This is a genomic window from Streptomyces sp. 4N124 (assembly GCF_052245395.1).
Classification (GTDB): domain Bacteria; phylum Actinomycetota; class Actinomycetes; order Streptomycetales; family Streptomycetaceae; genus Streptomyces.
In genome coordinates this window covers 118452-133185 of record NZ_JBQQBS010000009.1, presented here as the reverse complement: position 1 = coordinate 133185, position 14734 = coordinate 118452, and the positions used below count along the sequence as shown (strand labels likewise).

General features: G+C 69.8%; 13 protein-coding genes. 10 read left to right on the top strand and 3 right to left on the bottom strand.

Annotation, left to right across the window (positions count from 1 at the left end):
• Window positions 1–156 precede the first annotated feature (156 nt).
• Genes ACTWQO_RS12005 through ACTWQO_RS11995 form a run of 3 tightly spaced genes read right to left on the bottom strand, consistent with a single transcriptional unit; the run spans window position 157 to window position 3487 of the window.
• Window positions 157–759: an LLM class flavin-dependent oxidoreductase gene (locus ACTWQO_RS12005; RefSeq protein WP_443237232.1), complete on the bottom strand. Its 603-nt coding sequence runs from the start codon at window positions 757–759 to the stop codon at window positions 157–159.
• A 53-nt stretch (window positions 760–812) separates the two neighbouring features.
• Window positions 813–2111: a cytochrome P450 gene (locus ACTWQO_RS12000; protein ID WP_443237231.1), complete on the bottom strand. Its 1299-nt coding sequence runs from the start codon at window positions 2109–2111 to the stop codon at window positions 813–815.
• 20 nt (window positions 2112–2131) lie between these two features.
• Complete coding sequence (locus ACTWQO_RS11995) at window positions 2132–3487, bottom strand: glutamine synthetase family protein (RefSeq protein WP_443237230.1); 1356 nt, start codon at window positions 3485–3487, stop codon at window positions 2132–2134.
• Between the two features lie 368 nt (window positions 3488–3855).
• On the opposite strand from ACTWQO_RS11995, the gene ACTWQO_RS11990 reads away from it, so the two are divergent.
• The 10 genes from ACTWQO_RS11990 (at window position 3856) to ACTWQO_RS11945 (ending at window position 14466) form a co-directional block, all read left to right on the top strand.
• A complete protein-coding gene (locus ACTWQO_RS11990; protein WP_443237229.1) occupies window positions 3856–4044 on the top strand; it encodes a ferredoxin in 189 nt (62 codons plus the stop codon).
• A gap of 5 nt (window positions 4045–4049) precedes the next feature.
• Window positions 4050–5264 carry an NAD(P)/FAD-dependent oxidoreductase gene (locus tag ACTWQO_RS11985; RefSeq protein WP_443237228.1) on the top strand — a complete coding sequence of 405 codons (1215 nt, stop codon included), beginning with the start codon at window positions 4050–4052 and terminating at the stop codon, window positions 5262–5264.
• 12 nt (window positions 5265–5276) lie between these two features.
• Window positions 5277–6083 (top strand): acetoacetate decarboxylase family protein, encoded by an 807-nt coding sequence (locus ACTWQO_RS11980; protein ID WP_443237227.1) that lies wholly within the window; start codon window positions 5277–5279, stop codon window positions 6081–6083.
• A gap of 34 nt (window positions 6084–6117) precedes the next feature.
• Complete coding sequence (locus ACTWQO_RS11975; protein ID WP_443237226.1) at window positions 6118–7581, top strand: aldehyde dehydrogenase; 1464 nt, start codon at window positions 6118–6120, stop codon at window positions 7579–7581.
• Window positions 7574–8509 carry a 3,4-dihydroxyphenylacetate 2,3-dioxygenase gene (locus ACTWQO_RS11970; RefSeq protein ID WP_443237225.1) on the top strand — a complete coding sequence of 312 codons (936 nt, stop codon included), beginning with the start codon at window positions 7574–7576 and terminating at the stop codon, window positions 8507–8509. The genes ACTWQO_RS11975 and ACTWQO_RS11970 overlap by 8 nt, the downstream gene beginning before the upstream one ends.
• A gap of 11 nt (window positions 8510–8520) precedes the next feature.
• Entirely contained in the window at window positions 8521–9366 is an 846-nt protein-coding gene (locus tag ACTWQO_RS11965) for a fumarylacetoacetate hydrolase family protein (protein WP_443237224.1), read from the top strand.
• A 67-nt stretch (window positions 9367–9433) separates the two neighbouring features.
• The gene (locus ACTWQO_RS11960; RefSeq protein WP_443237223.1) at window positions 9434–10069 is read left to right on the top strand and encodes a TetR/AcrR family transcriptional regulator; all 636 of its coding nucleotides are present in this window, start codon (window positions 9434–9436) and stop codon (window positions 10067–10069) included.
• A gap of 212 nt (window positions 10070–10281) precedes the next feature.
• Window positions 10282–11739 (top strand): APC family permease, encoded by a 1458-nt coding sequence (locus ACTWQO_RS11955; RefSeq protein WP_443237222.1) that lies wholly within the window; start codon window positions 10282–10284, stop codon window positions 11737–11739.
• Window positions 11740–12259: 520 nt separating this feature from the next.
• Window positions 12260–13750: an aldehyde dehydrogenase gene (locus ACTWQO_RS11950; protein WP_443237221.1), complete on the top strand. Its 1491-nt coding sequence runs from the start codon at window positions 12260–12262 to the stop codon at window positions 13748–13750.
• Window positions 13747–14466 (top strand): gamma-glutamyl-gamma-aminobutyrate hydrolase family protein, encoded by a 720-nt coding sequence (locus ACTWQO_RS11945; protein ID WP_443237220.1) that lies wholly within the window; start codon window positions 13747–13749, stop codon window positions 14464–14466. The genes ACTWQO_RS11950 and ACTWQO_RS11945 overlap by 4 nt, the downstream gene beginning before the upstream one ends.
• Window positions 14467–14734: the final 268 nt, after the last annotated feature.

Sequence of the window (14734 nt, the reverse complement as noted above, 5' to 3'; positions counted from 1 at the left end):
GCCGACGACGCCGAGGCGCGGGCAAGAAAGTGTTCCGAAAGCTAAGCGTGTGAACGGTGCATCAGGCGTGTCGGGCGGGTGAGGTCGCCCGTCCCACCTCGGCCTACCTGATATGCCTTCTGACCAAGGAAGTTGGCCGTTCCTCTCAGAGCGACCTCAGCGTGATCGAGAAATGGTTGACAATAATGGGGTGGCTCCCTGCGTTCGCGAACGCAATAAGACACCTGCAAGCCCGAGAGGGGCGCCAACGGAGATCAGGGCAGTCAAGCGCAAGACGGTCATGGTTGCGTGCTCCCACGAGGCGTTCCAGGTCGTGGCCGAAGAGCGCGACTGGGCGGCCGTCCCCGGCGAAGGCTTCCGCCGGCTCCAGGCCGAGGCCAGGGCCGACACTGACGATAAGGGTGGTTCCTTTGAATCGGGAGACCTCGGACCCGGCCTCAGTCCTGGTGCAGCCGGACCATATCCAGGGGGGAGCACGGACCCGGCGTCGGCCAGGCGGATGCGGGTGGTGGCCTGGGCGATCGCGGCCAGGAGGACGGCGGGGTTGGCGACGGCGAAGTCCCAGCTGTGGTGCTCGCCGAGACCGAAGAGGTCCAGGCCCGCCGGGTCGGCGGCGACGGCGTACGACACGATCTCGCGGGTGCGCCGCCCGGGATCCTGCAGAACGTTGGTGGTGGGGTCGGTTTGCAGGTCGGACAGGGAGAGGATGCCCGGTTCTAGGTCATCTCCGCGATTCGGACGATGCCGCCACCAGCACACAGAGCTGTGGCCACCCAGCGGTCCGGGGTGGCCACCGCTCTGTGTACGGTCGGTCAGGCGAGGGTGACCTCGACCGGCAGCTTCTTGATGCCGTTGACGAAGTTGGAGCGGACGCGGGGGACATCGCCGGCGAGGCGGATGCCGGCGAGGCGCGGGATCAGTTCCTCGAACATGATGCGGATCTCGGTGCGGGCGAGCAGGTTGCCCAGGCACAGGTGGGGGCCGCCCTTGCCGAAGGTGAGGTGGTCGTTGTTCCGGCGGGTGACGTCGAAGTCGTACGGGTTGCCGAAGACCTCTTCGTCGCGGTTGCCGGAGGCGTACCACATGACGACCTTGTCGCCCTCCTTCACCTGCTTCCCGCCGAGTTCGACGTCGCGTGTCGCGGTGCGGCGGAAGTGGTAGACGGGCGTGGCCCAGCGCAGGAACTCCTCGACGGCGACCGGGATGAGGGAGGGGTCTTCCTGGAGCCTGGTCAGCTGCTCGGGGTGCTGGATGAGGGCCAGCATGGAGTGCGAGATGGTGTGCCGGGTGGTCTCGTTGCCGGCCACGACCAGCAGCAGGAAGTAGTTGTCGAAGTCCTGCGCGGAGAGCGGGACGCCGTCGCGCGGGGTTTGGTTGATGAGTCTGGAGATCAGGTCGGTGCCGGTGCCGCCCCGCCGCTGGCGGACTAGCTCCCGTCCGTACTCGAAGACCTCCAGCGAGGCCGGGCTGCGGAAAGGCAGATCCTTGTACTGCTCGCTCTCCTCGCTGTGGAGCAGGACATCGGCGTAGTCGGGGTCAGTGTTGCCGATGATCCGGTTGCCCCAGTCGATGAGCTGCTGGTTGTCCCCCGGGGGGACGTCGAGGAGGCGGGCGAGGACGTTGATGGGGAAGTCGGCGGAGACGTCGGCGACGAAGTCGAACGTGCCCTTGGCGAGGGCCGTGTCCAGCGTCCTGGCGGTCAGGCCGCGCAGGAAGTCGGCGTACTCGTTGATGACGCCCTGGCCGAACTGGCGCTGCAGCAGGCTGCGCATCGCACGGTGGCGTACGCCGTCCAGTTCCAGGATGGAGGCGCGCTTCTTGATCTGGTCGTCGTCGAGTTCTTCGAGGTTGACGAACTTGGTGGAGGTGAAGGTCTGCGCGTCGCGGCCCACGCGGGCGATGTCCTCGTGCCGGGTGACGGCCCAGAAGCCCTGGTTGGGCTCGGGCTCCGGCTGCCAGTGGACCGGGTCCTGATGGCGCAGGGTGTGGAACATGCGCCAGGGGGTGACGCCGTCGAGGAACTTGTCGTTGTCGGCGAGGTCGATCTCGTCGAGCGGCATCGGGTCGTCGGGGGCGTGGTGCGTCTCTGCGGTATTCAGGGTGCTCGTCATGGTGTGCTCCTGCGGGGTGCTCAGAGGTGGTAGGAGTACTCGGCGAACTCCCAGTCGGTGACGTGTCGTTGGAAGCGTTCGGCCTCGTCGCGCTTGTAGGCGAGGAAGGACGCGGTGAAGTCCTTGCCCAGCAGTTCGATGAGCGCTGCGTCGGCTTCCAGGGCGTCGAGCGCGGCGGTCAGGTTCATCGGCAGGACCTGGGACTTCTCCAGGTCGTAGCCGTAGCCCTCCAGCGGCGCGGGCGGCTCCTTGCCCTCCTGGACGCCGAGCAGGGCGGCGGCGGTGAGCGCGGCGATCGCGAGATAGGGGTTGGCGCCGGCGTCTCCGAGCCGTAGCTCGAGGCGGGCTCCGGAGCCGCGTTCGGGCGGGATGCGGACCATGGCGCTTCGGTTGTCCAGGCCCCAGTTGATCAGCCAGGGCGCGAGGGTGTCGGGCCCGAAGCGCTTGTACGAGTTGACGGTCGGGTTGAGCAGCGCGGCGAGCGCCGGGGCGTGGGTGAGGAGGCCGGCGATGGCGTGCCGGGCGTTGCCGGAGAGACCGAAGGCGCCGGCCGGGTCATGGAAGACGTTGCGGCCGTCGGCGTCGACGCAGGAGAAGTGCAGGTGGAAGCCGGAGCCGCCCGAATCGTTGCAGGGCTTGGCCATGAAGGTGGCCAACTTGCCTTCCTTGCGAGCCAGTTCCTTGACAGCGGCCTTGAAGCGGAACGCCCGGTCGGCGGCGTCCAGGGCGTCGGAGTGGGTCAGGTTGATCTCGTACTGGCCGCCGTCGAACTCGTGGTTGCCGGTGATGACGCCGATGCCGAGGTCGCGCAGCTGTCGCAGGGTACGCAGCAGGTGGTTGTCGGGGTCGGCGCGCAGGCCGGCGGTGTAGACGGACCCGGTGACGGTGGGGCTGCGCCGCCAGCCGTTCGGCGCGGTGGCGTCCTCTTCGAGGAGGAAGTACTCCAGCTCCGGGCCGACGACCGGGCTCAGACCCGCGTCCGTACATCGGGCCAGCACCGAGCGCAGCAGCTCGCGCGGCGACTCCGCGGCCGGGCCGCCGGTCGCCGGGTCGGTCGTGTCACCGAGACACCACGCAACGCCGGGCTCCCAGGGCACGCGCGCGAGGGTGCTCAGGTCCGGTCGCACGGAGATGTCGGGCAGGCCGGCATCGATGCCGCCCTGTATCGCGACGACGTCGCCGCGCGGGGTGGTGTGGTAGACGGCGCGGCAGAAGGCCAGGCCGTGCTCGCAGGCCGACGGCAGGTGGTCGAGCAGCACGTCGCGGGCGCGGTCGGTGCCGATGAGGTCGGGGTAGGTCACCCGGACCACGTCGATGCCCTCGGCGGCGAGCCGGTCCTGGTGCCGGCGGACGGATGGGGTGTCGTGAGCGCTCACCGATGTCTCCTCGGCGGATTCGGGGCACCTCTCGGGCGTCGAGCCCGGGGGGAGGGTGGCGGAGCGAAGACTGGTTGGGGCGCCGGGCGATGCCGCGGTCGTGAAGCCCCGGGTCAATCATTTGAAGCCAAACGGTATGGAGGTGGCCACCTTCCCGCAAGGGGGTGTGCCAAAGAATTTATCCATCCGGATAGGTATTGACCAGAGCGCGGCGGCTTCCTATGTTGTTTGAAGCCAAACGAGTCAGGGGTTCGGCTCTCCCGTACCCCTTTGGCCAGGGGCCCGGCCACAGGCCGGGCCCTCCCATCCCGCTGCTTCCCCCCTCTCGCCCGCCCGCCCGGCGCACTCACCTTCCAGGAGGACCGGCCATGAAGGTCGTCGTCGACATGAACAAGTGCCAGGACCACGGACAGTGCGTCTTCGCGGCCCCCGACGTCTTCCAGCTGGACGAGAACGGACGGCTGGCCTACGTCAGCGACCCGGACGACACCCTGCGCGACGAGGTCGAGGAGGCCGCGGACGTCTGTCCGCTGCAGGCCATCCGGATCGAGGACTGAGCGGCATGACGACGCAGCGCATCATCGTCGCCGGGGCCTCCATGGGCGGCCTGCGCGCGGCCGAACAACTCCGCGGCGCCGGGTGGACCGGCGCGATCACCGTGATCGGTGACGAGCCCCACATGCCGTACAACCGGCCGCCTCTGTCCAAGGAAGTGCTGGCCGGGAAGGCGCCCTTCGAGTCCCTGGCCTTCACTCCCAAGGCGAGCACGGCCGACGTGGAGTGGCGGCTCGGTACGAGCGTCACGAGCGCCCGACTCGCCGAGCGGGTCGTCGTGCTCGACAGCGGCGAGGAGCTGCCCTTCGACGGACTGGTCGTCGCCACGGGTATGCGTCCCCGGCGCCTGCGCTGCGAGGGCCCCGCGATCGGCCGTCACACCGTACGGACTCTCGGTGACGCTCAGGCCCTGCGGGCCGAGCTGACCCGGCCGGGCGCCCGGGTCGTCGTCATCGGTGCCGGGTTCATCGGCTGCGAGGTGGCCGCCACCGCGGTCGGCCTCGGCGTCACGGACGTCACCGTGGTCGACCCGCTGCCGCTGCCCATGGTCGGACCGCTCGGCGAGCTGCCGGCCCGCGCGCTGCTGGAGCGGCACGAGGAACGCGGCGTGCGCTTCGCTCTCGGCGCGGGCGTCTGCGGATTCGAGGGCGAGGAGCACGTCACCGGGGTCGTACTGAGCGACGGGACGGTGCTCCCGGCCGACGTGGTCGTGGAGTCGGTCGGCTCCGTCGCCAACACCGAGTGGCTCGACGGCAACGGTCTCGACCTCACCGACGGCGTGCTCACGGACGAGCAGCTCCGGGTCGGCGGACTGCCGTACGTCGTCGCGGTCGGCGACGTCGCCCGCTTCCCCAACGCCCGCCACGACGGCGTACCGCGCCGGGTCGAGCACTGGTCGATCCCCGGCGACACGGCGAAGCATGCGGCCAAGGCGCTGGTGGCTCATCTCACGGGTGTGCAAGCCGAGTTGGCGCCGTTCGCGCCGCTGCCCACCTTCTGGAGCGACCAGCACGACTTCCGGTTGCAGTCCTTCGGTTCCCCCGTGCTCGGCCTCGCCGACATCCGCGTCCTGGACGGCGATCCGGACGGCGACATGCTCGTCGGCTACCACACCGAGGGCGGGCAGCTCGTCGGCGTCGTCGCCCTCGGCGGCCACGCCGCCGCCACCGGCGCCGCCCGCTACCGCGCCCAGCTGCTCAAGCAGCCCGCCCTCACCGCGTAAGGAACGAACGTCATGGCCAGCGTCCGTGGTTACTTCCACCCCAAGACGGCGACCGGTTCGTCGTCCCTGATCCCCTCGCCGCCCTGGCACTACTCCGGCGACCTGCTCACGATCGAGTACCGCACCGATCCCGCACGTGTACGGGAGTTGCTGCCCGCTCCGCTGGAACTCGCCGAGGTGGACCCGGGCGCGGTCGCGCTGATCTGGGCCGACTGGCAGTCCTGCTCCGGTACGAAGGAGGAGCTGCTGGACCCGGTGCGCTCCCAGTACAAGGAGGCCTTCGCGGTCGTCCGCTGCTCGTACAAGGGGCAGACGTACTCGCGCTGCGTCTATATCTGGGTCGACAAGGACTTCGCGATCGCCCGCGGGCTGCACCAGGGCTACCCGAAGAAGCTCGGTTCGATCCACCAGACGCGTCCGCACCCCTACGGTCCGGCCCCGCGCATCGAGGCCGGTGCCCGCTTCGGCGCGACCCTCGCCGCCGCCGACCGACGCCTGGCCCAGACGGTAGTGACCCTGCGCGAGCCGTCCGAGACCAACGGCTTCGTCAACAGCCACCCGATGGCCCACCACCGCTGGCTGCCTTCCATCGAGAACGGCAAGGGCCTCGCGCTCGACGAGTTGATCGAGACCGGCGCCGCGTCCTTCGAGGCCGGACAGCCGTGGGTCGGCGACGCGGAACTGGAGCTGTTCGAGGCGCCGACCGAAGAGCTGGCCCGGCTGGAGATCCGGGAGCCGATCGCCGCGTACTACCGGCAGGTGGGCGTCGTCTGGGACGGCGGCCGACTGCTGGAGTCCGGCACCTCCGAGGCCGAGTAACTCCCTTACGCATCAGAAGACCTGGAGACCGGACATGACCGAACACATCACCACGGTGGCCGGGGTCGCCGTCGACACCCGGCACTGGATCGGCGGCGAACGCGTGGCGTCCGCCGAGACGTTCACCGACGTGTCACCGATCGACGGAAGCACCCTCGGGGAGATCTCCCGGGGCACGGCGACGGAGGCCGCGGCCTCCGTCGACGCCGCTCGCGCCGCCTTTCCCGCCTGGGCCGCCACATCGCGCGCCGAGCGCGCCCGCATCCTGCACGCCATCGCCGACGGAGTCGACAAGCGCATCGAGGACCTCGCCAATGTCGAGACGCTCGACAACGGCGCCCTCCTGCGCTCCCACCGCCGCGGTGTGATGCCGCGCGTGGCGCACAACTTCCGCTTCTTCGCCGACTGGCTGCTGAAGCTGGAGCACGAGGACTTCGCCACCCGCGGCCACACCAACCACGTGAGCTGGGACCCGGCGGGCCCGTGCGTGCTGATCACGCCGTGGAACGCCCCGCTGATGCTGGCCACCTGGAAGGTCGCCCCGGCGCTGGCCGCCGGGAACACGGTGATCCTCAAGCCCGCCGAGTGGTCCCCGCTCACTGCTTCGCTGCTCGCCGACATCGCGGCCGAGGCAGGGCTGCCGGCCGGTGTCCTCAACGTCGTGCAGGGATACGGCACCGAGGTCGGCAACGCTCTTGTCTCGCACCCGGACGTCCGCCGGATCAGCTTCACCGGTTCCGTGCCCACCGCCCAGCACATCGCCCGGGCGGCCGCCGCCAACCTCACCCCTCTCAGCCTCGAACTCGGCGGCAAGTCACCGCTGTTGGTCTTCGCCGACGCGGACCTCGACCTCGCCGTGGACCTGGCGGTGGAGCAGTACGACAACGCCGGACAGGTATGCCTGGCCGCGACCCGCATCCTTGTCGAGGAGACGGTCTCGGACGAGTTCACCCGCCGGTTCGTGGAAAAGGCGAGCCGGCTCAGGCAGGGTGACTCGCGTGACGAGGGCACCGACCTCGGCCCCAACATCCACCCGCGCCAGCTGGAGAAGATCGACGGCTTCGTGCGTCGCGCGCTCGACGACGGGGCTCGCGCGGTCATCGGCGGCAAGCGCAAGGACGGGCTGTACTACGAGCCGACACTCCTCGCCGACGTCGCCCAGGACTCGGAGATCGTGCAGGAGGAGGTCTTCGGTCCGGTCCTGACGCTCCAGACCTTCGGCGACGAGGAAGAGGCCGTGCGCCTCGCCAACGACACCCGTTTCGGTCTGGCCGCCACCCTCGTCACCGGCGACCACGAGCGGGCCGAGCGCGTCACCGCCCAGCTCGTCGCGGGCACGGTCTGGGTCAACTGCTTCTTCGTACGCGACCTCCAGGCGCCCTTCGGCGGCTCCCGCCACTCGGGCGTCGGCCGAGAGGGCGGCACATGGAGTTTCGACTTCTACTGCGACGTCAAGAACACCGTCACCGCGCCGAACGGATGGCACAACCATGGGTGAAATCGGCGGGGCGGGTCTGCTCGCCCACGTCCCCACCATCGTGCTGCCGGAGGAGGACCGGCTGGAGCTGAACGAGGGCAAGGAGATCACCCTCGTCACCGGCTTGCGACAGCTGCGCGAGGACGTCTTCGACAGTGACGACTACGACACCGTCGTGGTCCTCGACTCGCACTGGGCCACCACCGTCGAGTTCGTCGTCACCGCCCAGCAGCGCAGAGCCGGACTCTTCACTTCCGAGGAACTGCCGCGCGGCATGTGCCGGATGCCGTACGACTTCCCTGGCGATCCCGAACTGGCCCACAACATCGCCCGGTTCGCCGACAAGCACGGCACCTGGGTCACCGCGATCGACGACGAGTACCTGCCGATCTACTACGCCACCATCAACCTGTGGAAGTTCCTTGGCGAGGGGCTGCCCGACAAACGATGGGTGACCATCGGCGTCTGCCAGACCGGTGACATGGAAGACCACCTGCGGCTCGGCCGCGCCCTGGCGGACGGCATCGCCGCCACCCCTGGCCGCCGCGTACTTCTGATCGCCTCCGGCGCGCTGTCGCACACCTTCTGGCCACTGCGCGAGCTTCGCGACCACGAGTCGAGCGACCCCGGCCACATCTTCACGCCCGAGGCTCGTGAGGCCGACTACGAGCGCATCGCCTGGTTCAAGGAGGGCCGCCACGACAAGGTCCTCGACACCATGGACGAGTTCTGGAAGTACAAGCCCGAGGCCCGCTTCTACCACTACCTGATGATGGCCGGCGCCCTCGGCGAGCAGGCATGCGTGGCCAAGGCCCGTCAGTACGGCGAGTACGAGAACTCCATCGGCACCGGCCAGGTCCACCTCTGGTTCGACCGCCCGGCCGAGGGCTGGACCGGCACCGGCGCGCCCGCATCCGCCTCCTCGCGCACCCCGCACAGCCGCTTCTAGAAAGGCCCGCCATGCCCGAATACCGCCGTGTCCTCTTCGACGGAGCCGCCGTCGAGACCGTCCGTGACGGTGACGAACTCGTCGCCGGAGACGGTCGCCGGGTCAAGATCGAGGACGCCCAGCACCTGCCGCCGGTCGTGCCGTCCAAGGTCGTCGCCGTTCACCTCAACCACCGCAGCCGGGTCGACGAGTTCCAGATCCAGCTGACCCCCACGCCGACGTACTTCCACAAGCCGACCTCGGCCCTCAACTCCCACAAGGGCGCCATCGTCCGCCCCGAGGGCTGCAAATGGCTCAACTACGAGGGTGAGGTGGCGATCGTCATCGGGCGGACCGCGCGCAACATCTCCCCTGCCGAGGCGGGCGAGTACATCGCGGGCTACACCGTCGCCAACGACTACGGCCTGCACGACTTCCGCGACACCGACGCCGGTTCGATGCTGCGCGTGAAGGGCTCCGACACCCTGTGTCCGCTCGGCCCGGGCCTGGTCACCGACTGGGACTTCCACGGCAAGTACCTGCGCACGTACGTCAACGGCGAGCTCGTACAGGACGGTTCGACGGACGAGATGGAGTGGGACATGCACTACCTCGTCGCCGACATCGCGCGCACCATCACTCTCCACCCCGGCGACGTGCTGCTCTCCGGTACCCCGGCCAACTCCCGCCCCGTCCAGCCCGGCGACGTCGTCGAGGTCGAGGTCGAGGGCCTGGGGCGGCTCACCAACCACATCGTCACCGGCCCCACCTCGATCCGTACGGACGTCGGAGCCCAGCCCACCGAATCGGAAGAGGTCCTGTCCACCGCGCTCGGCGGCGACTGGGAGTTCCGCGGTATCCGGCCACCCAAGCGCTGATGCCCACCGTAGGCGGAGCCGTAGGGACGACGCCGACGTACGCGTACGGGCCGGTAGGGTCGCACCCATGACCGGAGCCGCCAAGACCCCTGAGGGCCGCAGGCCGCGCAAGCGGCTGAACTACGGGGAGGGCCGGGAGGCCCTGCTCAACGCGGCCGTGCGGGTGGTGGCCCGGGGCGGTCTGCGCAAGCTCACCTATCGCGCGGTGGCGGAGGAGGCAGGGGTCACCCACGGTCTTGTCGTCCACCACTTCGGTTCCCGCGACGCGCTGATCGAGGAGGCGCTCGCCCATACCGTACGCACCAGCCTGAGCGTCAGCGCGGTCGAGCCGGGGACCGGCAAGGTGTCGGACTTCTCGGCCGGAGTGTCCGAGATGGTCACGGCCGATCCGGACACCCAGGTCTTCCAGTACGAACTGCTGCTCGAATCCCGGCGCAGGCCGGAGCTGCTGCCGCTGATCCGCGGACTGTACGACGAGTACTTCGACGCCACCGAGCGCGAGCTGTCCCGGATACTCCCCGAGGGCGCGAACCGTGCAATGACGCGGCTGGTCTTCGCCGCCCTGGACGGTCTCGTCCTGCACCAGCTCGTCCTGGGCGGTGGACCCGAGGTCACCGACGCGGCCATCGAGGAGCTCCGCTCCCTGCTGCGGTTGCTCGACGCCGACGCAGATGGCGAGAGTGCGGGCGACAGCGGCGACTGACTCGCCGACCTGCCTGCTGTGAGGCCCCGGACGCTTGGCGCCCGGGGCCTTGTTCGGCTCGGATGTCACCGCGGTTACGGCCTCGTAATAGGCGATGCGGTGGCCTAAAAATCACCACACAACCCCTTGTCATCTGGATAGTTCCAGCCCACTATGAGGCAACTCGTTTGGCTCGAAACGAAACCTCTCTCCCTTCCAGGCAGGTGATCCGCGTGGACAGTCAGACGGTCGAACCAACACAGACCGTGCAGAGCCCCTCCGCTGCAGGCCGGCTCAAACCCAACTCCCTCGGTGTTCCGGGAATCCTCTTCTTCGTTCTCTCCGCGCAGGCGCCGCTGACCGGCATAGCCGGTGCCGTGCCCATCGCCGTCGCCATCGGCAACGGCGCGGGTGCGCCCGCCGCGTATGCCGCGGTCGGCGCCGTCATCCTGCTGTTCTCCGTCGGCTTCGTCGCCATGGGGCGACATGTCGTGGACGCCGGCGCCTTCTACACCTACATCGGCAAGGGGCTCGGCCGCCCCATCGGCTCCGGGAGCGCAGGAGTCGCGCTCTTCGCCTACTGTGCGGTCCAGGCCGCCATGTACGGCTTGTACGGCTTCATCGTCAGCGGCCTGGTCGAGCAGCACACGGGGCTGAGCGCACCGTGGTGGGTCTGGGTCCTGGTCACCATGGTGATCGTCCAGATCCTCGGTGCCGCCGGGATCGAGATGGGCGCCAAGATCCTCGCCGTCTTCGTACTGGCCGAGTTCAGCATCCTGTTCGTCTTCGCCCTGGTGACCTTCTACAAGGGCGGCGGTCCCGAGGGGCTGGGCTTCGCCCACAGCTTCTCGCCCCATGCGGCCCTGCAGGGGGCACCGGGCGTGGCGCTGATGTTCGCTGTGGCGTCGATGTTCGGCTTCGAGGCCACCGCGATCTACGGCGAGGAGGCACGGGAGCCCCGCAGGACCGTCCCCCGGGCCACGTACCTGTCCGTCATGGTCGTCACCGTCTTCTTCGCCTTCACCTCGTGGATGCTGGTCTCCGCCCATGGCGCCTCGAACGCCACCGCGGCCGCCGGGAAGGCACTGGAGAGCGGCGACGCCACGTCCTGGGTCTTCGCGCCGATCACCGCGCAGTTCGGCGGCTGGGCAGGCGACGCGCTGCCCATCCTGCTGGCCACCTCCCTCTTCGCCGGCGTCCTCGCCTTCCACAACTCCGCCAACCGCTACCTGTTCTCGCTCGGCCGCGACGGCCTGCTGCCGCACGGGCTGACCGCGATCAACCGACGCCACTCGCCCTGGGCGGCCGGCGGCGTGCAGACCGTGATCTCGCTCGCGTTGGTCATGCCCTTCGCGCTGCTGGGCAAGGACCCGGTGCTGAGCCTCTTCTCCTGGTTCAGTGGGGTCGCGGTGCTGGCGGTCATGCTCCTGTACTTCCTGACCTCCGTCTCGGTGGTCGTGTTCTTCCGCCGGGAACGGCTGGACACGCGCCCCTGGAACACGCTGATCGCCCCCGTCCTGGGTGCGCTCGGCATCGCCGGTGCCATCTGGCTGATCCTGGCCAACTTCACCACCCTCATCGGCGGGGACCAGGACACGGCGATGTGGCTGGAGCTCACCGTCCCGGCGGTCCTGGTCCTGGGCGTCATCGGCGCACGGCCGACCCGTGGCAGGACGACGGCCGACGGCTGAACCCGCCCCCTGCGGTGTGGCCGGCCCGGTCCTTGTCCTCCCCCTCGGGCCCGGACCGGCCACACCGACCTCTCCGGGCCGGGGGAGGGCTTGCCCTGAGTCCGGGGTGCGTGAAGAAGCCGTCAGCCGGCCGCTACGCCACGTGGCCGACGTGCCGGCCGTACGCACCGCTCCGCGCCGCCGAGGTCGAGGCAGTCGCGCGTCATAGCCCTGGTGATCTCCGGATCCGCATCCCCAGAGAGCGCCCCACCTGGAACGCCGGCCGATCTCCGGGCGCGATGACGCATTGACCGATCCACCGAGCGCGGTGGTCGGCCCCCGGCCGCCGAAGCAGACACCAAGCACCGGTACGCCGAGGTGGTGATCCATGCGCAGGGGCGCGAGTTCGCCCGTACATGTCCATGACCCGTTGACCGCACGACCGAACGACAAGCCGGTCGAGACCCCGGTCTCCCCTGCGGGGACCGCCCGTTGCTTATCGTTTGGATTCAAACGTAACGCCATGACCTGGAGGCTACGTATGCTGGACATCACCCACGACGACTGGCTGCGCCGGGCCAAGGCACTGGACGTGTCAGGTGCGCACCACATCGACGGCGCCGACGAACCCGGCGGCGGGCAGTCCTACCCGGCCGTCTCGCCCCGCGACGGGCAGGTGCTGGCGCACGTGGCCGACGCCCAGCCCGCCGAGGTGGACGCCGCTGTGGCCGCCGCGCGCCGGGCCTTCGACTCGGGGCCGTGGCCACGCCTCGCACCTGCCGACCGGGGCCGGGTCCTGTTGCGGATCGCTGATCTGCTGGAGGAGCAGCGTCACCGGCTGGCGCTGACGGTCAGCCTGGAGATGGGCAAGCCGATCACGGACGCGTACGACATCGAGCTGCGCGCCGCGATCAACACCTTCCGCTGGTACGGGCAGCTGGCCGACAAACTCACCGACGAGTCGCCGCACACCGCACCCGACGCGCTCGCCCTGGTCACCCGTGAACCGGCGGGCGTCGTCGGCGCGGTCGTCCCCTGGAACTTCCCTCTCACACTGGCGAGCTGGAAGGTCGCTCCGGCGCTCGCGGCCGGCTGCACCGTCGTGCTCAAGCCGTCGGAGAACTCGCCGCTGTCCGCGTTGCTGCTCGGACGACTGGCGACCGAGGCCGGGCTGCCGCCGGGCGTACTCAACGTCGTCGCCGGCGACGGGTCCACCGCCGGACGGGCGATCGGCCTCCACCCGGACGTCGACGTGCTGGCCTTCACCGGATCCACCGCCGTCGGGCGGCACTTCCTGCGGTACGCGGCCGACTCCAACCTCAAGCGCGTCTGGCTGGAACTGGGCGGCAAGTCACCCAACATCATCCTCCCGGACGCACCCGACCTGGAGAAGGCCGCAGCCACCGCTGCCTGGGGCATCTTCTTCAACCAGGGCGAGATGTGCACGGCCCCTTCGCGGTTGATCGTCCACGCCTCCATCGCCGAGCGCGTGACGGACACCATCGTGGCGCGCGCCCAGGAGCTGCGGATCGGTGACCCGCTCGACCCGGCGACCGAGATGGGGGCGCTGGTCGGTGAGCGCCACCTGGAGCGCGTACTGGACCACATCGGCACCGGCCTCGACGAGGGAGCGCGGCTGCGAGTGGGGGGCGGCCGCACACTCGTCAGCACCGGTGGCAGTTACCTGCAGCCCACGGTCTTCGACCACGTGGACCCGGGCATGCGGCTGGCCCGTGAGGAGATCTTCGGCCCCGTCCTGTCCGTGCTCACCTTCGACGACCTCGACGAGGCCGTCGCGCTCGCCAACGGCACCGAGTACGGCCTGGCCGCCGGGCTGTGGACCTCAGACCTGTCCACCGCCCACCAGGTCTCACGCGCGCTGAAGGCCGGCACGGTCTGGGTCAACTGCTACGAGGAGGGCGACCTCACAGTGCCCTTCGGCGGCGTGAAGCAGTCCGGCAACGGACGCGACAAGTCCGCCCACGCCATCGAGAAGTACACCGAACTCAAGACCACCTGGATCCAGCTGTGACGACGCCCGCGCGACCGCTGATCGCGATCCCCGCCCGCTTCGCCGCCTCCACCTCCGCCCTGCGCTACGCCGCCGAGGTCAACGCCCGCGCGCTGGTCGAGGCGGTCTGGCGGGCCGGCGGCGAACCGGCCACCATCCACCCCGCCGAGGCCACCGCCGCCGGCGTGGCCGCCCGCCTCGCCCGCTTCGACGGCGTCCTCCTCCCCGGCGGCGGCGACCTCGCCCCGTACCGCTACGGAGCGACCGGCACCCACGACAGCGTGTACGACGTCGACGACCTCCAGGACGGCTTCGACCTGGAAGTCGCCCGCCAGTCCATCGACCTGGGCCTGCCCCTGCTCGCGATCTGCCGCGGCCTCCAGGTCGTCAACACCGCCCTCGGCGGCACCCTCCACCAGGACATGGGCGGCCCGGGCCGCGAGCACCGCCACGTCTTGCACCCGATGGCGATCCGGCGCGGTTCGCTGCTGGAACAGGCCACCGGCACCGAGAAGGTGGAGGCATCCTGCTACCACCACCAACGGGTCGACCGTACGGGCGCCGGCCTCGCGATCACCGCCCGGGCCGCCGACGACACGGTGGAAGGGCTCGAACTGCCCGGAGTTTCCGGCTGGTTCGCCGCCGTCCAATGGCACCCCGAGGACACCGCCCACGAAAACCCCGCCCAGCAGGGACTGTTCGACGCTCTCGTAGGCGCGGCACGCGACCGCCACTGACAGCACGCGACCCACCGCGGTGTCCCTCATCGGACGCCGTAGAAGATCTGCCCCCCGACTCGCCCGTACTTCGACGATCTCACCCACGGCCGAGCTCTGCGGGGCATCACCGCGGCCCGAAGACCGGGACGCAGGACAGTGCCATGGCTCGACGGGAGCAGCTGCCGCGGTCCGCCGGCGAAGTGGGACCGCCACCGCCACCGCGTCACAGGAAACGCGGGGCTCATAGTCGAGGTGCCCGACGCGGTCACACGTGCCCGCACCTGCG